This is a genomic window from Corallococcus sp. M7 (assembly GCF_054512695.1).
Genome location: NZ_CM137252.1, coordinates 1,530,859 through 1,550,989 on the forward strand (window position 1 = coordinate 1,530,859; position 20,131 = coordinate 1,550,989).

Genomic DNA, 20,131 nt, shown 5'->3' on the forward strand with positions numbered 1-20,131 from the left:
GTGGGACTGGCGGTGCTGTCCAGCCGCCGCAGCATCCACCGCGCGTACCTGCACGCCATCCAGCGCGCTCGGGCCAGCGTGCTCATCGCCGCGGGCTACTTCGTGCCGGACCGGCGCATGGTGGCCGCGCTCAAGGACGCGGCGAAGCGGGGCGTGGAGGTGAGCCTGCTGCTCAACGGGGGCAAGAGCGACCACCCGTTCCTCGAGCACGCGACGCGCGCCTTCTACGAGCCGCTGATGGACGCCGGCATCCGCATCTTCGAGTGGCGCCGGGGCGTGCTGCACGCCAAGACAGCCGTGGTGGACGGGGTATGGGGCACCATCGGGTCGTTCAACCTGGAGCGGCTGTCCCTGGCCTTCAACCACGAGGTGAACGCCGTCTTCGCGGACCCCCGGCTGGGTCGTGACCTGGAGGACTCGTTCCGTCTGGATTGCGGCAACTGCCGTGAAGTGGACCTGGCCGCCTTCCGCCGCCGTCCCCTCTGGCAGAAGGCCGTGGAGCGGGTGCTGTACTTCTTCCGCAAGGTGCTCTGAGCGGGTCCGTAAGCCCGGGGGCCAAGGCAACCGTCCACCGCCTTCAACGCGGTGCAGGAACCCTTTGCATGCCGGGGGGGACGCGCCTAGAAGTTGCGTCATTCCGGCACGGAAGGACGGCAACGCACATGACGGACAGTTTCGGCACCAAGGCCCAGCTCAAGGTGGGCTCGGCGACCTACGACTATTTCAGCCTGGCCACGCTGGCGAAGGCCCACCCGGCGGTCAACCGCCTCCCGTTCTCGCTGAAGGTCCTGCTGGAGAACCTGCTGCGCAACGAGGACGGCCGCGTCGTCAAGCGCGAGCACATCGAGAAGATGCTCGCCTGGGACCCCAAGGCGGCCCCGGAGACGGAGATCTCCTTCCACCCCGCGCGCGTGCTGCTCCAGGACTTCACCGGCGTGCCCGCCGTCGTGGACATGGCGGCCATGCGCGAGGCGCTCGCCTCCATGGGCGGCGACCCGGCGAAGATCAACCCGCGCAACCCGGCGGACCTGGTCATCGACCACTCGGTGCAGATTGATTCGTTCGCCACCACCGCGGCCTTCAAGGAGAACGCGGAGCTGGAGTTCGAGCGCAACCGCGAGCGCTACGCCTTCCTGCGCTGGGGCCAGAGCGCGTTCAAGGGCTTTGGCGTGGTGCCGCCGGACATCGGCATCTGCCACCAGGTGAACCTGGAGTTCCTGGCGCAGGTGACCTTCCGCCAGGGCAGCACCGTGTACCCGGACACGCTGGTGGGCACGGACAGCCACACCACGATGATCAACGGCCTGGGCGTGGTGGGCTGGGGCGTGGGTGGCATCGAGGCGGAGGCGGCGCTGCTGGGCCAGCCCATCACGATGCTCATTCCCCAGGTGGTGGGCTTCAAGCTCACCGGCAAGCTGCCCGCGGGCGCCACGGCCACGGACCTGGTGCTCACCGTCACGCAGATGCTTCGCAAGAAGGGCGTGGTGGGCAAGTTCGTGGAGTTCTACGGCGAGGGCCTGAAGGGGCTGTCGCTGCCGGACCGCGCCACCATCGCCAACATGGCCCCGGAGTACGGCGCCACCATCGGCTTCTTCCCGGTGGACGAGGAGAGCTGCAACTACCTGCGCTTCACCGGCCGCCCGGATGACGTCGTGGCGCTGACGGAGGCGTACGCCAAGGCGCAGGGCCTGTGGCTGGAGGCCGGCGCGCAGGACCCCCTCTTCAGCGACACGCTGGAGCTGGACCTGGCCGCCGTGGTGCCCAGCCTCGCGGACCCCAAGCGCCCGCAGGACCGCGTGCCCCTGAAGGACATGAAGGCCGGGTACGAGAAGTCCCTGGTGGAGATGCTCGCCGCGGGCAAGAGCAAGGGCGAGGACGACGAGGGCCCCAAGGGTGGCGCGAAGGCTCCGGCCGCCGCGGTGCCCCCGGAGCGGCTGGCGCAGGCCGTCACCGTGAAGGCGGGCAAGCAGAGCTACACCGTGGGCCACGGCGCGGTGGTCATCGCGTCCATCACCTCCTGCACCAACACGTCCAACCCGGCCGTGCTGGTGGCCGCGGGCATCCTGGCGAAGAAGGCCGTGGAGAAGGGCCTCAAGCCGCAGCCCTGGGTGAAGACGTCCCTGGCCCCGGGCAGCCGCGTGGTGACCGAGTACCTGCGCGACGCGGGCCTGCTGCCCTACCTGGAGGCCGTGGGCTTCCACGTCGTGGGCTACGGCTGCACCACCTGCATCGGCAACTCCGGCCCGCTGCCGGAGCCCGTGTCCAACGCGGTGGTGGAGGGCGACCTGGTGGTGGCGGCGGTGCTGTCCGGCAACCGCAACTTCGAGGGCCGCATCAACCCGCACGTGCGCATGAACTACCTGGCGAGCCCCCCGCTCGTGGTGGCGTACGCGCTGGCCGGTGAGGTGGGCCGCGACCTGGACAACGAGCCGCTGGGCACGGACCCCAACGGCCGCCCGGTGTTCCTCAAGGACATCTGGCCGTCCAACGACGAAATCAAGGAGACCATCCGCACGGCCGTGAAGCCGGAGCAGTTCCGCAGCCAGTACGCGAACGCCATGGAGGGCGACACGCTCTGGCAGCAGCTCCAGGTGAGCAAGGGCTCCACGTTCAAGTGGGATGAGAAGTCCACCTACGTGCGCAAGCCGCCCTTCTTCGAGAACCTCCCGAAGGAGCCCAAGGCCGTCCAGGACATCAAGGGCGCGCGCGTGCTGGCGCTCCTGGGTGACTCCGTCACGACGGACCACATCTCCCCGGCGGGCAACATCGCCAAGACGAGCCCCGCGGCGAAGTACCTCATGGCGGAGGGCGTGGAGCCCAAGGACTTCAACTCCTACGGCGCGCGCCGCGGCAACCACGAGGTGATGGTGCGCGGCACCTTCGCCAACATCCGCCTGAAGAACCTGCTGGTCCCCGGCGTGGAGGGCGGCGTCACGGTGCACATCCCCACGCGGGAGCGGATGAGCATCTACGACGCGTCCATGAAGTACCAGGCGGACGGCACGCCCCTGGTGGTGCTGGCGGGCGCCGAGTACGGCACCGGCTCCAGCCGCGACTGGGCGGCCAAGGGCACGCAGCTCCTGGGCGTGAAGGCCGTCATCGCCAAGAGCTTCGAGCGCATCCACCGCTCCAACCTCGTGGGCATGGGCGTGCTGCCCCTGCAGTTCGAGGCGGGCCAGGACGCGCAGTCGCTGGGCCTCACCGGCCACGAGACGTTCGAGATCACCGGCATCGCGGACGGCCTGGCGCCGCAGAAGAAGCTCACCGTGAAGGCCACCGGTGAGAACGGCACCAAGGAGTTCACCGCGCTGTGCCGCATCGACACGCCGAACGAGCTCGACTACTACCGCAACGGCGGCATCCTCCAGTTCGTGCTCCGCCAGCTCGCCAAGGCGTAAAGGCGCGTCACGCTGGATTCGCGGCCCGGCCGCCCTCGCATCACGGGAGGGTCGCCGGGCCGTCGTCTTTTTCCGGCTACTCCGCGCGCAGGCGCGTCCAGGCGGCCACGTAGCGCGACAGGCGCTCGGCGTCCTTGGGCGTCACATCCTTCAGCCGGCGCACGTCCATGTTGTCCTCCAGGTCCGCCAGCTTCACGCGGCGGGCCAGGGGGTGGGGACGCAGCCGTTCGATGAAGGCCTCGTAGCTTTCGCCCTCGCGCTTCGTCAGGCAGTCCAGGGCGGACAGCACGTCCTCCGGGTAGCCCATGCCGCGCAGGCGCTCCAGCGTGTACGGCGTGTCCTCCACCACGTCGTGGAGGATGGCCACGGTGCGCTCCGCGTCGGAGGCGAGGCGCAGCATCACCCGCATGGGGTGGAGGATGTAGGGCTGTCCTGCCTTGTCGCGCTGACCCTGGTGCGCGGCCACCGCCAGGGCGATGGCGTCTTCGAGCGTGGGCATGGGCTGAAGCTTCTCACGCCCGGCGGACGGCTCAACGGTTGAGGTTGCCGGAGCCCGTGCCGCCCGCCGTCTGCGCCGTGTAGGCGTGGCCGCCGCCGTTGTACTGGAGGATGCCCTCCACCGCGAGCGCGCTGGGGTCCTGCGTGTTGTCGCTCCGGCGCGGAATCAGCGTGTCGCTGATGCAGATGGCGCCCACGACCACCTGCTGATCATTGTCGCGGTTCCACTCCGGGGAGAGCGGCTTGAACTCGTCCTCGTTGTCCCGGATGTAGAGGTACACGTCGTCCCTGCCGTCGCCGTCCAGGTCCGCGAACAGCGCGGGGTTGACCGTCTTGATGGCCGCGCGGCCGTCGGCGGTGCGCGGGTTGGCGGGCGCGGTGTTGGTGGGCGAGGCGATGGGGTCGTAGGTGCCCGGCGCGCTCAGGAAGGTGTTCCACTGGGCGTAGTTGCGGCCGAAGTAGCCGCGCGCCAGTTGCAGGCCGCTCTCCGCGCAGCCCTGCCGCTGGCCCGTGCGGCTGAAGGTCACGGCGCGCGAGCGCTCGCTGCTGGCGTAGGCCATCACGCCCGCCACCAGGCCCAGGAGCACGGTGACGAGCAGCACGACGAGCAGCAGCGTGGAGCCGCGGGTGGAACGGGACGAAGCGCGTGGGGACATGGGGGAGGGCCTCACGGAGGACGGGCTCACAGGCTGGCGGCGGCCATGTTGGGCAATTCCGCCCGGCGGGAGAAGAGGCTGCGGAAGTAACCGTCCGCGGGGGCCGTGGCCGGGGTGTGGTTCTCCACGGCGATGGGCAGGTCCTCGGACAGGGCGGACTTGTTCTGCGTGTCGCGCCGGGGCGAGCGGCCGGTGGCCACCACGCTGATGCGCACCGAGCGCAGGCCCGGCGTGTACTCGGGCGCGAGGCCGTTCTGGAACTCGTAGCGGGTGGGGTCGCCGGAGTTGGTGGCGTCGATGCCGAACGTCACCTGGAAGTCCTCCACGAAGTCCTGCACCACCACCGGGTCGCCCATGTCCACGAAGGGGCGCCCCGACACGTCGCTGGCGGGGATGCCCTCCGCGCGCATCAGCGCCTTGCGGCCGTTGGTCGCGTTCGTCCCGATGAAGAAGTGCAAGAGCCGCACGGGGTACACCAGGTCGCCCTTCTGGAAGCCGCCCTTGTGGGGCGCGTTGGAGAAGCCCGGCACGCTGGTCTCCAGGAAGTTCACCGTGGCCGTGGGCGGGCTGCTCGTCACCGACGTCTGGGTGAGCAGCGCGGCGCTCTTCATGTTGCTGGCCACCAGCATGGGGTTGGAGGGCGCGGTGCCCGGGAACGTGCCCGCGCAGTTGACCTCCAGGGCGCCCGTGCCCGGCTTCACCACCGTCATCGCCGCGCCCGGCGCGCAGTCGCGGCCCAGGTAGTTGCGGTCCGGCACCACCAGCCACAGGTCGTCGCTGCCATTCGTGCCCGGCGTGTTGCCCGCCGTGGTGGCGGCGAGCACGCCCGTGCCCGCGCCGTCACCGCCGAAGACGGGGTTGATGCGCAGGGGCGTTCCCCCGGACACCACCCAGAGGCCCTCGGACATGCCCGCGCCGGCCTGGCGCACCGCGGACAGCAGCGTCTCTCCCGCGAGCCGCGCGTGGTCGTGGCTGTCCGCCACGTGCTCCGTGTTGTGCACCACGCGCCCGCCCGCCAGCAGCAGCGCGGTGGCCGCCGCCAGGACGATGGCGGCGAGCGTCGCGGCCACCATCGTCTCCAGCAGCGTCATGCCGCGTGCCTTCGCCTGGAGCTTCGACCGCATCCTCATAGGACGAAGACCTCGCTGTGCACGATGGCGCGGTCCAGGCTGTCGCCCTTGCGGTACGCGCGCGTCCAGAAGGTGAAGGGCAGCGCCCCGGCGGGCACCAGCGCCTGGGCCGCGGACGGCAGGTCCTTGGGCAGCCCCTGCGTCACCAGGATTTCGCGGCAGTAGACGTCGCGGGGCAGCACCGAGTCCGGGGTGGCGGCGGTGCAGGGCGTGCCGGAGGGCACGTCCAGCGCGGGCTCCACCTGGCCCGTGGGGCGCACGCGGAAGTAGGCGCCCGTGCCGATGTCGCCCGCCTGCGGCGTGCTGGGGTCCAGCACCCAGGGCGACGCGGCCAGGGCCACGTCCGGCGGGAAGAGGGCGGGCCGGGGGACGGCCTGGTTGGCCAGCTCCATCTTGGACGCGAGCCACAGCCGCTGCACGCGCGCCTCCAGCAGCATGCGCCGGCCCTGGAGCACCTGGCCGTCCTTCACGTCGCGGGTGGCGGCCACCATGCCCATCACGGCGCCCACGGCGGCCAGCGCCAGGACGCACGTGGCGATGAGCACCTCCAAGAGGCCGCTGCCGCGCCGGGCGGCGGAAGAGGGAAGGGCTCTCATTCGAGGAACCTCTGGCTCCAGTTGAGGAGCTGGTAGAGCACGCCGTTGTTGCCGTTCACGGAGTCCTTCGCGTTGGGGCTGGAGGCGCCGGTGTTGGTCGGGTTGTCGATGCGCGTGACGCGCAGGGCGCTCACCTCCGCGCCCACCACGTAGTCCGTGGACGCGCCCCCGTTGTCGCGATGGTAGACGGCCACGCCGCCGTAGTTGGCCAGCGTCGCGCCGCTCATGGGCTGGATGCTCGCCTGCGTGGTCGCCGTGTTGCCCAGGTCGATGCTGTACGTGTGGCCGCCGACGGACGCGCTCAGCAGCATGGGGTCGTTCACCGACTCCTCCGCGGTGCTGAAGTACGCGGTGCGCCCGGCGATGGTGATGTTGCCGTAGACGTGCTCGGGCCCGGAGAAGATGAGCGGGAAGGGCTCGGGCTCCTGGAGGACGCCGTAGCTGGTCGCCTCCGAGTGGGCCTGGTTCGCGCTGAGGGTCGAGCCGTCCAGCCGCTTGCCCTCCATGCCCAGCGGCAGCCGCAGGTCCGCGTCCAGGAGCAGCGCGTGGAAGCGGCCGGCCACCGTGTCCGGCACCCAGTCCATGCCGGCGGTGCCCACCAGGGCCACCATCTTGCCCTTGTACTGGCTGAAGGCGGAGGTGTCCGACGCGTCGAGCGGAATGCGCGCCAGGCCCACGTTGGTGCTGATGGGCTGGCTGGTGACGGGCAGCCCGCCGATGTTCATCGCCGTGTACTTGCAGGGCGCGGACTCCGAGCACACGGGACCCATGCGCGCCACGTTGAGGTTCATGCCGGTGGAAGCGTCCAGCTCCCAGAGGCGGCCCTCCATGTCGCCCACGTAGAGGCGCGCGGCGCCGCTCGAGTCCTGCGACACGGTGGGCGCGGCGGGCGCGCTGTTGTCCACGCTGCTGGTATAGGCCTGCTGCCACTGCCACAGCTTCTGGCCGGTGGCCACGTCGATGGCGAACACCTGCACGCCCTTGGCGGGAGAGCCCGGCGAGCCCGGCGCCGGCAGCGCGCCGGAGCTGCTGGAGGCGACGAAGACGGCGTACACGGGCTCCATGCCCAGCCGGCCCACGCCCACGGACAGCCCGCGCGAGCCGCCCAGGCCGCTGTAGTCATAGAGGCCGCTCGGCAGACGGCCGGGGTCCGAGCGCGGCGGCAGCAGGAAGATGCTGGAGTCCTCGTCCCAGGTGTACGTCCAGTCCGTGCCGCCCTGGGGCTTGTCCGCCAGCGACACCGCGGAGTTGGGCGCGCTTGAGGTGGCGTAGTGGCTGCCCACCAGGTGCCACAGCAGCACGGGCTTGAGCGGGTTGGTGACGTCCATCGCGAACAGGTCGCGCCCCGTCTGGCCCACGTTGGCGACGAGCACGGTGTGCCATTCGCGGCGGCCGGTGCCCACGAAGTCCGCGAACACGTCGAAGACGGCGGGCGCGCTGTTCACCCGCGCGGTGTTGTTGCGCAGGCCCGCCAACTGCGTGGCCGGCAGGAAGCTCCACAGCTCCGTGCCCGGCGGGGGCGTGGTGCCGGAGCGGAAGCGCTGGGCGAAGTCCGTCTTGAACTTCCCGGTGGCGTCCGGGTTGGGGAAGTTCAGGCTCTGCGCGGGGCCGTCATAGCGCGCGCCGCCGGAGACGTAGAAGGCGTGCACCTGGCCATCCAGGCCCGCGGCGTAGGCCACCGTGGGACGGGGGGCGGTGCGGTCCGGGATGAGGGGGCTGGCCGTCACCACCACGGGGGACGAGTGGATGAAGCCGCCCAGGTGTGCCTTGTTGTCCGCGTCCTCGTTGTTGCACTGGGTGATGGAGGGCTCGAGGATGGGCGTCTCGCCCGCGCCGTCGTTGCCGGACACCGTGGCGTAGCAGTAGCCGCGCACCCGCTGGAGCATCATCGCCACCGCGTTGAAGTCCACGGTCAGCTGAGCCTTGTTGATGAGCTCGTTGGTGATGCCGAAGTCCGCCCCGCCCAGCTGCGGCGAGTACTGCGTCGCCTGCTGCAGGTCGCAGACGCCGTCCGGGCCCTTCACGAAGTCGTAGCGGAAGCTGCCGTCGCGCGTGGTGGCGCGGCCGAGCTTCAGCTCGTCCACGCAGCCGGGGTTGGGGACGGAGCCGTAGTTGCTGTTGATGCGCGTGCCGGAGACCTCCTCCGGCTTCCAGCCCACCTGCATCACCCCGTGCGGCGCGGTGCGGCCGGCGGGCAGCGTCGGGTTCACCGTCACCTCGCCGCCGAAGTAGGTGAAGAGGTTGCGCTCGCCGGGCGCGGGCATGCGCGCGTCCGCGTTCCACAGCGTGCCGTCCGACAGGGAGTTCTCCCCGGTGGACAGCGCGTCCCCGCCAATGAGCGAGTGCGCGCGCAGCGTGCCCGGGTAGTAGGGGAACACCCAGTGCGAGCCCTGCGCGGGCGTGTACGTGTCCGCGCCGGGCGGGTAGCCCGTCACGGCGTTGTAGGACGTCTTGAACAGGAGGGCGCGCGAGCCGTTGGTGTCGCTGCCGTTGGTGTCGTCCAGCGCGACGGGCGCGGACACGGTGCGCTCGCTCTGGAGGGGTTCGCTGCCCAGGTTGAGCAGCGTGTTGAGCACGATGCGCGTGCCCGCGACGCTGCCCTTGAAGTCGTGGCCCGCCAGATAGACGATGGTCGCCTTCTGCGGATCATTGTCCTTCTGGTTGAAGGAGAAGAAGTCGTGGCCGCGGTGGTTGTCCACCGCCACGTGCGCGGCGTTGTCGTACTGGTTGCCCGCGGCGTAGTTCACCCAGCTCACCGCCAGCCGCCGCACGCCGTTCTTGAACGTCGTCCGGTAGTTCTCCGTCTCGCCCGCCACGTTGTTGAAGCGGAAGTCGCCCATCTGGGAGAAGGGGTCGCCCGGGTTCGGGTAGATGATGCAGGCGGGCCGGGGCACGGACTCGGTGAGGTAGTCGGGGTCCGTGCAGTTGCGGCCGCTCCACGTGTCGCCGTCCTCCAGCTTGTTCTTCTCGAAGTTGACGTCGCCCTGGAAGCGCGTGGAAGGCACCAGCCCGCCGCCCACCTTGTTGGTGTGCTCGTAGGACCAGATGCTGGTGCACTCGGCGAACAGGCCGTTGCCGCGCTGGTTGGTGAAGTAGGCGATGTTGTTGAGGACGTTCTCCGCCTGGTTGCCGGCGCCGTCGCCGTTGCTCCGGTACTCGGTGCGGGTGCTGTCTCCAATCTGCCAGTGCGGCGCCCAGAACACGCGGTAGCGCGGGCGCCCGGTGGCGGGGTCCACGGCGTTGAGCAGGCCGTTGGGGAACGCCGCGGTGGAGATGAGGTCCGCGTTGGCGTGGAGCGCGTCGTAGATGAGGCCGGGCTGGCCGCCGTTGAGGGTGCAGCCGCTGGTGGAGCCCTGCGGGCAGCCGCCCGCGCCGGCGAAGTCCAGGCCCGCGTTGCGCAGGTAGTCGTCCAGCATTCCGCCCTTCACGTAGGACTTGTCCCCGGGGTTGTTGTCGTGCCGGTCCAGCAGGGCGATCTTCGGGGGCACGCGGTTCAGCCGCCGGCCAATGGGCGCGTTGAACTCGATGGTGGCCTGGTGCAGGCGCACGTAGTGGCAGCCGCTGCCGTTGGTGAACGTGTTGCAGTTGCACGGGGTGCGGAACTTGTTCGGCGCGTCCGGCCCGGCGGAGGAGTTCAGGAAGTCGAGCGCGTTCTTCGCGTCCTTCGCGTCGATGATGAACGCGCCGCCCATGTACTGGACGTCCCGGAAGCCGCTGGCGGTGTTGAGCGTCGTGGCCGTGAAGTTCGGCCGCGCCTGGTTCGTGTTGGTGGTGAAGTTGTCGATGTTCCCTTCGGGGAACAGGCCGCTCGCGGGCAGCGCCTGCAGCGGCGGCACCGGCACGACGGGCGCCGCGTCCGCGCGGGAGATGTGGAAGTCGCAGCCGTCATTCCAGCTGGGGTCGTTCCACTGGCCGTTGCGCGGCGGGGGCGGCTGGTGCTTGTTGGTGGGCACGCAGCGGTTGGGAGAGCGCTTCGTGTCGTCAATGGCCAGGTACACCGTCACCGGGTGGTTGGCGTTGAAGCCGCCCGCCTCGTTGGACTGCAACAGGCGCCACACCAGGCCGTAGGCCGACAGGCTTCCACAGCCCTGCTGGAAGGTGGCCTGCTCCGGGATGATGAGCGAGCCCTGGCTGAAGGTGACGATGTCCGTCGCGGATGCCGGCAGCGCCGTCAGCAGCGCCAGGCCCAGCAGGATTCGCCGCGCCGCGGAAATTCTGGAGGAGGTGGGGGCCAAGGGTTCACCGGGGGTTGGGGACCGACTGACCCCCTCGGGGTCGGGGGCAACCCTTGGCTTGTGCACACCGTGTGCCCCGGCGTGGGAGGCTCCTGTCCGGGGGGAGTCATGGAAAGAAACCGTGTGGCTGTGGCCAGGCGACGTCAGCGGCTACGCAAAGCTTGCGAGGTCCGCATGTCATGCATAGCGACAGGGCTGCCTGGCCGCCTAATCCGCGAGCCTGCCGCCCCGGCCGGCCTTCTTCTCCGAGGTGCGCTTCTTGTCCTCCAGGCGCCGGCGCTTGGAACCCAGGGTGGGGCGGGTGGCCTTGCGGACCTTGGGGACGAAGGTGAGGGCCTGCAGGCCGGCGCGCAGGCGGCGCACGGCGGCGTCCTTGTTCTGGGACTGGCTGCGGCGCTCGGTGGCGGTGACGGACAATTCCGTGGCCGGGTGGGTGAGGCGCACGCCGCTGGCGGTGGTGTTGCGGTGCTGGCCGCCGGGCCCGGAGGCGATGAAGAACTCCACGTCGCAGACCTTCAGCAGGGCCTCGTCATCCAGGGCGAGGGCCTCCCGGGCGGCCTGGCGTCGAGCGGGTGCGATGGGTGTGGTCGGCGGCGTCATGGCGGTCCTCAAGTTAGCGCCGCGGAGACGCCGCCGGTACCCCGCGCCTGACACCCGGGCGGCGCGGGGCTTCCTTGGGGCCTGCTCAGATGAAGTTCAGGTTGAACGTGAAGCCCGTCTTGGCGGTGCGCCCGGTCTCGTCGGTGGCCACGAACTTCACCGCGTAGGGCAGGACGTTGAGGGAGCGGTCCGTGGTGACGCGCACCTGCGCGGTCGTCTCGCCGGGGGCCAGGGTGACGGGGTCGGAGCCGAGCCGCGTCGTGCCGGGCGTCTCCAGCGAGAGGGTGAGCGCGCCGGTGAAGCCCTCCGCGCGCGTCACCGTCACCGTCGTCTGGCCGGACTGGCCGGGCGTCACGTTCACCTGGCGGGGCTCCACGGAGATGGAGAAGGCCTCGTTGGGCTCGGGGGGCTCCAGGATGACCAGGGAGATGTTGCCCCGGGCGGTGACGTTGTTGGCCGGGTCCTCCGCGATGAGTTGCAGCGCGTTCACGCCGTAGCTCGTGACGCTGGGGGCCACCGTGATGGTGGCGGTGGTGCTGGCGATGGTCTCCCCTTCCGGGAGGGTGAACGCCGGGCCGAAGGTGACGCCCTCGGGGGTGATCGACGCGCTCACGCGCACCTCGCCCAGGTTGTCCGCGATGCGCTGGATGGCGATGTCATAGGGGACGGAGTCGCCGGGCGCGGCGGTGACGGTGTCCTCGCCTCCCCAATCCAGGTGGTAGTAGGGCGTGTTGCCGCCACAACCCAGGGCCAGCGCACTGATGAGGACGGCGAGACGGGGGAGGGAACGCGGCATGGGAGGGCTCCAGGGGTGGCGAAGCGGGGGTGAGCATGAGGCCGGGGCGCGAGGGCCCGCAAGCGGCTCCGGGGAAGGCGGGCGTCAGCGGAACAACGAACAGGCGGCCAGATAAGTCCCGACGTGGGCCTCCAGCGATGGCGCCAGCGGCCGCGCGTAGCCGCCGCCCAGCGTGAGCACCACGGGGAGTCCGCGCTCCTTCGCCGCGCGCATGACGCGCAGGTCTCGCTCGCGCAGCCCCGCGTGGGTGAGTGACAGCCGGCCCAGGGTGTCCTCCTCCAGCGGATCCACGCCGGCCTGGAAGAAGAGCAGGTCGGCGTGGGCGGACTCCAGGACGTGGGGCAGGTTCGCGTCGAGCACGGCCAGGTACTCCGCGTCCTCCACGCCATCCTCCAGCCCCAGGTCCAGGTGCGAGGCGTGCTTGCGGAAGGGGAAGTTGTGCTCGCCGTGCATGGAGAAGGTGAAGACGGACGGGTCGCCCGCGAAGACGGCCGCGGTGCCGTTGCCCTGGTGCACGTCCAGGTCCACCACCACCGCGCGGCGGATGGCCCCTTCGGCCTGGAGCACGCGGATGGCCACGGCGATGTCGTTGAAGACACAGAAGCCCTCCCCATGGTCCGGGAAGGCGTGGTGCGTGCCGCCAGCCAGGTTCGCGCCGAAGCCGTCCTCCAACGCGGCGCGGGCTGCGGCCAGGGTCCCGCCCACGGACGCGCGCGCGTTGTCCACGAGCCGCAGGGACCAGGGGAAGCCCAGCCGGCGCACCTCCGCGTCGGTGAGGGTGCCTCCGAAGAAGGCGTCCAGGTAGCGCGGGGTGTGGACGCGAGCCAGTTCGGCGCGCTCGGCGCGGGGGGCCTCGTGGAAGGCGGCGGGAGGGAGGATGCCGCGCTCGAGCAGGATTTCGCGCAGCACGCGGTACTTCTCCATGGGGAAGCGGTGCCCGTCGGGCAGGGGGACCAGGTACCTGTCGATGTGGAAGACGCGCACGGCCCCCGGGCGTAACGCCCGTTTTCGAGGGGTGCAACCGGGGGCGTAGAACTTCCCGCGGGCCTGTCCGTTACAGGAGCAGGCGGCGCGGATGTGCCCGCCTCGCAAGCCCGTCACCCGGAGCCCACCCATGAACCTGAAGCCCCTCTCGCGGGCCGTCCTGACGGCCGCGCTCGCCACCGGTCTGTCCGCCACCTCCGCCTGGGCCGTCACGCCCGTCCGCACGCCGTCCTCCACGGTGAAGCCCCCCGCGACGGAGAAGCCCTTCGTGAAGGGGGCGCCCACCAGGCCCGCGGACACGCAGGCTCAGGCCCAGGGCCAGGACCCTCAGGCCCAGCCGCAGGGCCAGCGGCCTGAAATCGAGGTGGCGTTCGTGCTGGATACGACGGGGTCGATGGGCGGCCTGCTGGAGGGCGCCAAGCAGAAGATCTTCTCCATCGTGTCGCGCATCGCGAAGGGCAAGCCCACGCCGCACCTGAAGGTGGCGCTCGTGGCGTACCGCGACCAGGGGGACGCGTACGTGACGAAGCGCTTCGACCTGAGCGACGACATGGACTCCATGTTCGCGGAGCTGCGCAAGCTGGACGCGAACGGGGGCGGGGACTTCCCCGAGCACGTGGGGCGCGGCCTGGGCGAAGCGGTGTCGCTGCTCAAGTGGAGCCAGGACCGCGAGGTGATGAAGGTCATCTTCCTGGTGGGTGACGCGCCCCCCGCCCAGCGCGAGGCCGCCTGGGACTTCAAGCTGTGGTCCAAGCGCGCGAAGGAGCGCCACATCGTGGTGAACACGGTGCGCTGCGGCGCGGACCCCACGACCGAGGAGTCCTGGCGCTACGTGGCGAAGCTGACGGACGGCACCTTCGACTCCATCGACGCGGCGGGCGGCATGGTGGCGGTGGCCACGCCCTATGACGCGGAGCTGTCGCGGGTGAACGCGGAGCTGGCGTCGAAGACGCTGTACGGCGGCCGCGCGGAGGCGCGGGCCATGAATGTCGCCCGCGCGGAGGCGACCAAGGGCATGGCCGCGGAGGCCGTCGCGGACCGCATCAGCTTCATGAAGGAGAGCCGGGGCGCGGGGAAGAGCGCCGCCAGCGCCGGGGCGGTGAGCAGCGCGCCCGCGGCCGTCGCGGGCGGCGTGGACCTGCTGGAGAAGCCGGCCGCGCTCGCCACCCTCAAGGACGACGAGCTGCCCCAGGAGCTCAAGGGGCTCAAGAAGGAGGAGCAGGCCGCGAAGGTGAAGCAGCTGTCCGCCGAGCGCAAGGTGCTGGAGGAGAAGGTCGCGAAGCTGGCCTCCGAGCGCGACCAGTGGCTCACGAAGAACGCCCCCACCAAGGAGGACGCCTTCGACGCCAACGTGATGAAGAGCGTGAAGAAGCAGGCCGCGAGCTTCGGCGTCACGTACTGAGGCGCGGCTACTCTCGGGTCACCGCCCGGAGGACGATCTCCCGGCGTTGATCCAACAGCCGCATCGCCCAGGGCCGCGTCAGCAGGTACACGCCAAAGTGGAGCACGGCGAACCCGAGGATGAAGGCCACGGACTGCCAGCCCGGTCCGTCCTTCCCCGCGGCCCGCAGGGCATGGCCAAACGGCATGCAGCCCACGCTGGCCGCGAGGATGCCCAGCATGGACGCGGTGAGGGGGATGCGGTCGCGGCGCTTCAAGGTCGCGTGGAACTTCACCGGGAAGTACAGCGACAGGAAGTTGCCCGCGGCCAGCAGCATGGGCACCACCGCCGCCACCGCGGCCATGGCGCACAGGAAGTCCACGAGCGAGCCCGCGCCGAAGTACACCCGGTAGAAGGCGCCCACCAGCACCGCCATCCCCAGCGCCGCCACGCCCTGCACCCGGTTCTTCGCGCGCAGCACGTCCGCCAGGTTCATGGGCGCCGCCAGGAACACCGCGAAGCCGTGCCCGTCGTACGCGAAGGTGTTCTGCGAGAACGTGGACGCGATGACCACCGCGCCGTAGATGCTCAGGCCGCCCATCACCCACGCGTCCGCGCTGCCGCCCAGCAGGTACACGAAGAGGTCCCGGCCGGAGAGCAGCTTCAGCAGGATGGCCAGGATGAAGGGCACCGCCGCCAGCAGCCGCGCGCGCGGGTTGTTCCACAGGTCCAGCACCTCGCGGCGCAGGAGCGTGTCGAAGCGCGAGCCCGTGGTGGCGAAGGGATCGCTGTCCTTCCCATCCCCCCGGTCGCCGCCGGAGCGGCCTCCCGCCTGCCGGTGGAAGCGCATCAGGAGCGCGTACGCCACGACCATGCCCATGGCGGTGAAGAACAGGAGCCCGAAGGCCTCCAGCATGGCGATGCCCACGCGTCCGTGCGCCAGCTGTCCCAGCCCGTCGCCGAAGAAGCCCGGGGGCACCTGGCTGAGCGCCACCGCCGCGTTGATGATGAGGCTCATGTCCAGCGCGCCCACGCCCGTCTCGCCCATGCTGGTGAGCCACGACGTGTCGATGGGCGGGATGAACGACGCGGCCACGAGGAACGCCACCATGCCGCCGCCCATGATTCGCGCGCTGTGCTTCGCCCTCAGCACGTTGATGACCGTGTAGAGGCCCACCCGGCTCCACGCCGCGCAGAAGAGCGCGAACAGCACGTAGAGCACCGCCGCCAGCCACGGCGACGCCAGCCGGTGCCGCGACGCATAGCCCACCGCCGCGCCGGTGAGCGGCGCGTAGAACACCAGCGCGCGCGGCTCGAAGAGGCTCGCCACCGTGGAGCCCATCAGCAGGCGGAACGGCGAGATGGGGAACGCGGCGTAGCGCGACAGCTCCGAGTGGTCATCCACGCCCGCGGACAACAGCGGCCAGGTCACCCAGGTGGCGGCGGTGACGAAGCACAGCAGGTTGAGGATGAAGTACGGCCACACGTTGCTGTGCACGATGAGCGGCATCCGCATCAGCTTGAAGAAGCTCAGGCCCAGCAGCACGCCCGGCGCGCTGGAGCCCACGAACGCGGCCACCGCGAGCAGGCGGCTCCTGCCCGGGCCCTGGTTCAAGCCCAGGTGCAGGCGCAGGCCCCAGAGCAGCAAGAGGTGCTGGAAGAAGCCGGGGACCTTCGGACGCGGGGCGCTCACGCGGACTCCCGGCGCAGCGGCACCACGTTCGGCGCGGGCTCACCGTAGAACGACAGCTTCGCGTTGCGTGCGGCGGGCACGGCGATCAGCTTCTCGAACACCGCCTCCAGCGTGGACACGCCGTGGCGCTGGCGAAGCTGCTCCACCGGGCCCTGATCCAACATGCGCCCGCCCCGGATGACGCCCGCGTGCGTGGCCAGCCGCTCGGCGATCTCCAGCACGTGCGTGGTGAGCAGCAGCGTCACGCCCCGGCGGGACAGCTCGCGAAGCAGCTCGCGGATGACGCCCGCGGCGAGCACGTCGATGCCCTCGAAGGGCTCATCCAGCAGCACCAGCTCCGGCGCGTGGATGAGCGCCGCGGCGATGGCGAGCCTGCGGCGCATGCCCTTGGAGTACTCCGCCACCAGCGCGCCCGCCTTGTACGTGAGCTCCGTCAGCTCCAGCAGCTCCACCGCGCGCGACGCGGCTTCCGCGCCATCCAGCCCGTACATGCGCGCGCAGAAGGTGAGGTACTGGCGGCCGGTGAGGCGCTCGAAGAGGCTCAGCTCCTCCGGCACCACGCCCACGCGCTGCTTCACCTCCAGGGGCTTCGCCACGGCGTCCACGCCGAGCATGCGGATGGTGCCCTGGTCAGGCCCGTACACGCCGGTGAGCAACGCGATGGAGGTGGACTTGCCGGCGCCGTTGGGGCCGAGGAACGCGTAGAAGGCGCCCCGGGGAATCTGAAGCTCCAGGCCGTCCAGCGCGGTGAAGGTACCGAAGCGCTTGACGAGGCCGCGAGCGTCGATGGCCAGTTCGGACCCGGCCGGTTCTGAAGAGGGGGGCGTCATGAAGGACGCCATCACACCATGCACCCAGGGGCTGCCCACAATCCTCGGGTTGACGGATGGTGCGGCCTGCCGGGCGCTTCCCGACTCAGTGCACCATGGCCACCTCCGGCGGCCCGACGATCTGCTGCACGGTGGTGCGCACCTTGTCCAGGTCCACCGGCTTGGAGATGTAGCCAGCGGCGCCCACCAGCTCCGCCTCCCACTCGAAGCCGTAGCCGGAGATGATGATGATGGGCAGGTTGCGCGCCCGGGGCATCTTCTTGAGCGCGTCCAGCAGACCCCAGCCGCTCATGACGGGCATGCGCAGGTCCAGGAGCACGGCGCCCGGGATGTCGTCCTCCAACAGATCCAGCGCCTCGCGGCCGTTCTTGGCCTCGATGGTGGCATAGCCCATCTCCTGGAGGGCATCGCAGATGAGCGTGCGGTGACTCGCGTCGTCGTCGACGACCAGGATGAAGTTCGACATGGGCTTGAGCCTCTGGAGTGGCGGCGTCTGCTTGGGGACCGCGATTCTATGGGGACGAAGATGGGAATGCCCCTTCCATTGCGGAAGGGCCTGCGTTTCTTTTCAACATTCCCCATAGAGCTTCAGCGTATTGCCTCCCAGCACCCCCGCGAGCGCGGCCTCGTCCAGCCCCAGTCCGGCCAGCGCCCGCAGCTCCCGGTCCCACGCATAGGGGATGTTGGGGAAGTCCGTCCCATAGAGGATGCGCTCGGGCCGGACCTCCAGCGCCTTCCTGGGCAGGGGCACGGGGAAGTAGCCGCCCACCGCCATGGTCGTGTCCAGCCAGAGCGTGTCGTGGCGCTCCAGCAGGCGCGCGTACGCGTCGAACTCGTCCGCTCCCAGGTGCGGCACGCACAGCTTGAGCGTGGGATGATCCTTCAGCACGCGCTCCACCCGCTCCGCGGCGCAGAGCTGGTACGGATCCACCGGGTACCGGGCGCTGGAAGGCTCCCGCCCCGAGTGCATCACGAGCGGCTTGCCCGCCCGGGCGCACGCTTCATAGAGCTCGTGCAGCGGGGGCGCGTCCGGGGCGAAGGCCTGGACGTGACAGTGCAGCTTCACGCCCTTCAGCCCCAGGGCGAACGCCTCCTCCAGGATGGCGACGGCGTCGGGCTCGCCCGGGAACACGGTGCCGAGGCCGATGACGCGGGGCTCGGCCTTCGCCACCTCCGCCACGAAGGCGTTGAGCGCGCGCGCCATGCCCGGCTTGTGGGCGTAGTGCAGGGCGACCACGCGCTCGACGCCCCGGGACAGGAGGAACGACAGCACGCTGGGGGTGTGCAGCTTGTAGCGGATGGGCCAGCCGTAGCGGTCGAACCAGCGCCACACGGCTTCGAAGACGCGATCGGGGAACAGGTGCACGTGCGCGTCCACGACGGGCGGCAGGCCGGGGTCCACGCGGGGCCCTTCCTCGTCCGCCAGCGCGGGCATGGGCATCTGGATGCCCTGCTCCCGCCAGGTCGCGGCCGGCGAGGAGGCCAGGCACGGCACCGGCGCGTCGGCGTCCTCGTGCTCGGGGTGGGCGTGTGCTCCAGGAGGCTCCCGGTGCGCCGTCATCCGCCCGTGCCCGGTCCCGAGGGCTTCTTCGCGTCGTCCTCGTCCAGATCCAGGCGCCGCAGGTAGCTGTTGTGCGCGTAGCCCTGGCGCTCCAGCCGCTGCGCCTCGATGGCGTCCGCGACCTTCGAACACACCTGGCCGAGCATGCGCAGGGACTCGGCGATCAGCCGCTCCGCGTGATCCTGCGCGTTGGCGGACGGAATGATGGGACGGTCGCGACGGAACGGCAGGGGCAACTTCATCCGCTGGAATCTAAGGGATGCCCCACCGAGGTGCCACGCGTCAGTCCCGCCCCGTCCCCCGGCCGCCCCTCCCGAGCTGGCGGGTTCACGGAGTGTTGACAGCGCGACGCGGCATGGGACCTTCGTCCGAGTTAACCGCGTTGACAGTGTTCCACTTTACATTTTGCGCCGGTCCCGCCCCCGGGACACCCCTGGGCATGCCCTTGAGTGTTGGCAACTGCCTGGAATTCCGAAGGGTTTACGAATTTTCAAACGGGGGGATGACAGCGCGGGCATTCGCCTCTACATTGCGTCCGTCGGATTTCACTCAAGAGGGTGCTGCGCATGGCTTACGACGGCGAGCTTGTGAAGATGCAGAACGGTCGCTGGGCGCGGTTCCAGCGGTGCCAGGTGTACCGGCCGGGCGTGACGGACGCCGGCGAGACCATGCTCCTGATCGCGGTGGAGCTGGAGGAGCGCTATCAGCAGCTGCTCGACGAGGCGGCGGACTCCCTCGCGGAGTACCGCTCCCAGGGCGTTCCCGTGCAGGTGCGGCTGGCGCCGGACGCGCAGGGGCTCACCCTGCACCCGGAGGCCCAGGCCTCCGTCTCGTTGAACTAGGCCCCCTTCCAGGGGCACAGGTTGTAAAGCCACGGGCTCCGCGCTTCACGGCGTGGGGCCCGTCGCATTTACAGCGCTGACAGGGGCGGGCGTTCGTCCACTTTTCAACGCGCCGCGCGCCACCCGCACGGCGCGTGGATGCCGCGCTCAGTCGTGGATCTGGAAGAAGCGGGCGGCGTTGTCCCGGGTGACCCGCCGGACGATGCGCTCGGACAGCTTCGCCTTGCCCAGGAGGTTCGCCGTGCGCGCGAGCCCCAGGATGTCCCCCGCGCCGTCGCCCGCGTCCGAGTCCAGCACCAGGCGCTCGCTGCCCAGCCGCCGCACCAGGGCCACCGCCCGGTCCGCCTGGAGGGCCTCCGGGTGCAGGGTGAGGCCGGCCCAGTGGCCCACCTCCAGAATGGTCCGCACGGTGCGCGCGTTGGCGTGGTCCACCAGCGCTCGCGAGGGCGCGAGGCCCGACTGGCGCAGGAGCGTGAGGATGCGCCGCGTGTGGCGCTCCTTGTCCTTGAGCGGCGTGTGCACCACCACGCGCAGCTTGAGCTGGCGGGCCAGGGCCAGCTGCTCCAGGAAGGCCTCTTCCTCCTCCTCGCCGCCCACGTGCAGGCCCGTCTCTCCCAGGGCCACCACCCGGCCGCCCTCGAAGTAGTCCGGCAGGTGGCTCAGGACCTCCGACAGGCCCCGGCGCGGGATGCAGCGCGGGTGCACGCCCAGGGCGGCCCAGGCGCGGATGCCCAGCCGCTCCAGGCGCGGCAGCTGCTTCTCCACCAGCTGGTCGAAGTGCTGGCGCAGCCCCTTGGCCGTGGGCTCCGGGAAGTGGTGCGCGACCACCAGGGCCCGCTCCACGCCGAAGAAGCGCATGGACTCCAGGTCCTGGTCCGTCAGGGCCTCCGGGTGGAGGTGCGCATCGAAGAGCGGGAGCGGCTCGGCCACG

At 70.5% G+C, this 20,131-nt stretch carries 18 protein-coding genes; 4 read left to right on the forward strand and 14 right to left on the reverse strand.

Annotation, left to right across the window (positions count from 1 at the left end; genetic code table 11):
- Both ACX114_RS06375 and acnA read left to right on the forward strand, forming a co-directional pair.
- The gene (locus tag ACX114_RS06375; RefSeq protein ID WP_459295738.1) at positions 1-534 is read left to right on the forward strand and encodes a phospholipase D-like domain-containing protein; all 534 of its coding nucleotides are present in this window, start codon (positions 1-3) and stop codon (positions 532-534) included.
- 128 nt (positions 535-662) lie between these two features.
- Complete coding sequence (gene acnA / locus ACX114_RS06380; protein ID WP_459295740.1) at positions 663-3,398, forward strand: aconitate hydratase AcnA; 2,736 nt, start codon at positions 663-665, stop codon at positions 3,396-3,398.
- A 76-nt stretch (positions 3,399-3,474) separates the two neighbouring features.
- Here the strand turns inward: acnA and ACX114_RS06385 are convergent, their stop codons facing one another.
- The 8 genes from ACX114_RS06385 to ACX114_RS06420 form a co-directional block, all read right to left on the reverse strand.
- Positions 3,475-3,897: an HD domain-containing protein gene (locus ACX114_RS06385; RefSeq protein ID WP_120576859.1), complete on the reverse strand. Its 423-nt coding sequence runs from the start codon at positions 3,895-3,897 to the stop codon at positions 3,475-3,477.
- Positions 3,898-3,928: 31 nt separating this feature from the next.
- Complete coding sequence (locus ACX114_RS06390) at positions 3,929-4,552, reverse strand: hypothetical protein (protein ID WP_459295742.1); 624 nt, start codon at positions 4,550-4,552, stop codon at positions 3,929-3,931.
- Between the two features lie 26 nt (positions 4,553-4,578).
- Positions 4,579-5,682 carry a PilW family protein gene (locus tag ACX114_RS06395; protein WP_459295744.1) on the reverse strand — a complete coding sequence of 368 codons (1,104 nt, stop codon included), beginning with the start codon at positions 5,680-5,682 and terminating at the stop codon, positions 4,579-4,581.
- A complete protein-coding gene (locus ACX114_RS06400; RefSeq protein WP_459295746.1) occupies positions 5,679-6,278 on the reverse strand; it encodes a type IV pilus modification PilV family protein in 600 nt (199 codons plus the stop codon). Before ACX114_RS06400 ends, ACX114_RS06395 begins: the two co-directional genes overlap by 4 nt.
- The gene (locus tag ACX114_RS06405; protein WP_459295748.1) at positions 6,275-10,513 is read right to left on the reverse strand and encodes a pilus assembly protein; all 4,239 of its coding nucleotides are present in this window, start codon (positions 10,511-10,513) and stop codon (positions 6,275-6,277) included. The genes ACX114_RS06400 and ACX114_RS06405 overlap by 4 nt, the downstream gene beginning before the upstream one ends.
- 207 nt (positions 10,514-10,720) lie before the next feature.
- Positions 10,721-11,113, reverse strand: coding sequence for a peptide chain release factor-like protein (locus tag ACX114_RS06410; RefSeq protein WP_459295750.1), 393 nt, complete (start codon positions 11,111-11,113; stop codon positions 10,721-10,723).
- A gap of 85 nt (positions 11,114-11,198) precedes the next feature.
- The gene (locus tag ACX114_RS06415) at positions 11,199-11,909 is read right to left on the reverse strand and encodes a hypothetical protein (protein ID WP_459295752.1); all 711 of its coding nucleotides are present in this window, start codon (positions 11,907-11,909) and stop codon (positions 11,199-11,201) included.
- An 84-nt stretch (positions 11,910-11,993) separates the two neighbouring features.
- Positions 11,994-12,893 carry a histone deacetylase family protein gene (locus tag ACX114_RS06420; protein ID WP_459295754.1) on the reverse strand — a complete coding sequence of 300 codons (900 nt, stop codon included), beginning with the start codon at positions 12,891-12,893 and terminating at the stop codon, positions 11,994-11,996.
- A gap of 130 nt (positions 12,894-13,023) precedes the next feature.
- On the opposite strand from ACX114_RS06420, the gene ACX114_RS06425 reads away from it, so the two are divergent.
- Complete coding sequence (locus ACX114_RS06425) at positions 13,024-14,295, forward strand: vWA domain-containing protein (protein ID WP_459295756.1); 1,272 nt, start codon at positions 13,024-13,026, stop codon at positions 14,293-14,295.
- A 7-nt stretch (positions 14,296-14,302) separates the two neighbouring features.
- Here the strand turns inward: ACX114_RS06425 and ACX114_RS06430 are convergent, their stop codons facing one another.
- From ACX114_RS06430 to ACX114_RS06450, 5 genes are all read right to left on the reverse strand, one after another.
- Positions 14,303-15,967 carry a hypothetical protein gene (locus tag ACX114_RS06430; protein ID WP_459295758.1) on the reverse strand — a complete coding sequence of 555 codons (1,665 nt, stop codon included), beginning with the start codon at positions 15,965-15,967 and terminating at the stop codon, positions 14,303-14,305.
- Complete coding sequence (locus tag ACX114_RS06435; protein ID WP_459295760.1) at positions 15,964-16,797, reverse strand: ABC transporter ATP-binding protein; 834 nt, start codon at positions 16,795-16,797, stop codon at positions 15,964-15,966. The genes ACX114_RS06430 and ACX114_RS06435 overlap by 4 nt, the downstream gene beginning before the upstream one ends.
- An 85-nt stretch (positions 16,798-16,882) precedes the next feature.
- The gene (locus ACX114_RS06440) at positions 16,883-17,263 is read right to left on the reverse strand and encodes a response regulator (protein ID WP_014394116.1); all 381 of its coding nucleotides are present in this window, start codon (positions 17,261-17,263) and stop codon (positions 16,883-16,885) included.
- 102 nt (positions 17,264-17,365) lie between these two features.
- Positions 17,366-18,358, reverse strand: coding sequence for an amidohydrolase family protein (locus tag ACX114_RS06445; protein WP_459295763.1), 993 nt, complete (start codon positions 18,356-18,358; stop codon positions 17,366-17,368).
- Positions 18,355-18,600, reverse strand: coding sequence for a hypothetical protein (locus tag ACX114_RS06450; RefSeq protein ID WP_014394118.1), 246 nt, complete (start codon positions 18,598-18,600; stop codon positions 18,355-18,357). The genes ACX114_RS06445 and ACX114_RS06450 overlap by 4 nt, the downstream gene beginning before the upstream one ends.
- 324 nt (positions 18,601-18,924) lie before the next feature.
- Between ACX114_RS06450 and ACX114_RS06455 the strand changes: the two genes are divergently transcribed.
- Positions 18,925-19,200 carry a hypothetical protein gene (locus ACX114_RS06455; RefSeq protein ID WP_120592242.1) on the forward strand — a complete coding sequence of 92 codons (276 nt, stop codon included), beginning with the start codon at positions 18,925-18,927 and terminating at the stop codon, positions 19,198-19,200.
- Positions 19,201-19,347: 147 nt separating this feature from the next.
- Here ACX114_RS06455 and ACX114_RS06460 read toward each other — a convergent pair whose 3' ends face one another.
- A complete protein-coding gene (locus tag ACX114_RS06460) occupies positions 19,348-20,130 on the reverse strand; it encodes a TatD family hydrolase (protein ID WP_459295765.1) in 783 nt (260 codons plus the stop codon).
- Between the last annotated feature and the right edge of the window lies 1 nt (position 20,131).

What these genes read in the sequence shown, in the direction of transcription:
- ACX114_RS06395 (WP_459295744.1), bottom strand. Translation starts at nt 5,682, where the DNA reads ATGAGGATGCGGTCGAAGCTCCAGGCGAAGGCACGCGGCATGACGCTG.
- ACX114_RS06390 (WP_459295742.1), bottom strand. Translation starts at nt 4,552, where the DNA reads ATGTCCCCACGCGCTTCGTCCCGTTCCACCCGCGGCTCCACGCTGCTG.
- ACX114_RS06400 (WP_459295746.1), bottom strand. Translation starts at nt 6,278, where the DNA reads ATGAGAGCCCTTCCCTCTTCCGCCGCCCGGCGCGGCAGCGGCCTCTTG.
- ACX114_RS06415 (WP_459295752.1), bottom strand. Translation starts at nt 11,909, where the DNA reads ATGCCGCGTTCCCTCCCCCGTCTCGCCGTCCTCATCAGTGCGCTGGCC.
- ACX114_RS06385 (WP_120576859.1), bottom strand. Translation starts at nt 3,897, where the DNA reads ATGCCCACGCTCGAAGACGCCATCGCCCTGGCGGTGGCCGCGCACCAG.
- ACX114_RS06425 (WP_459295756.1), top strand. Translation starts at nt 13,024, where the DNA reads ATGAACCTGAAGCCCCTCTCGCGGGCCGTCCTGACGGCCGCGCTCGCC.
- ACX114_RS06455 (WP_120592242.1), top strand. Translation starts at nt 18,925, where the DNA reads ATGGCTTACGACGGCGAGCTTGTGAAGATGCAGAACGGTCGCTGGGCG.
- ACX114_RS06440 (WP_014394116.1), bottom strand. Translation starts at nt 17,263, where the DNA reads ATGTCGAACTTCATCCTGGTCGTCGACGACGACGCGAGTCACCGCACG.
- ACX114_RS06450 (WP_014394118.1), bottom strand. Translation starts at nt 18,600, where the DNA reads ATGAAGTTGCCCCTGCCGTTCCGTCGCGACCGTCCCATCATTCCGTCC.
- acnA (WP_459295740.1), top strand. Translation starts at nt 663, where the DNA reads ATGACGGACAGTTTCGGCACCAAGGCCCAGCTCAAGGTGGGCTCGGCG.
- ACX114_RS06410 (WP_459295750.1), bottom strand. Translation starts at nt 11,113, where the DNA reads ATGACGCCGCCGACCACACCCATCGCACCCGCTCGACGCCAGGCCGCC.
- ACX114_RS06435 (WP_459295760.1), bottom strand. Translation starts at nt 16,797, where the DNA reads ATGACGCCCCCCTCTTCAGAACCGGCCGGGTCCGAACTGGCCATCGAC.
- ACX114_RS06445 (WP_459295763.1), bottom strand. Translation starts at nt 18,358, where the DNA reads ATGACGGCGCACCGGGAGCCTCCTGGAGCACACGCCCACCCCGAGCAC.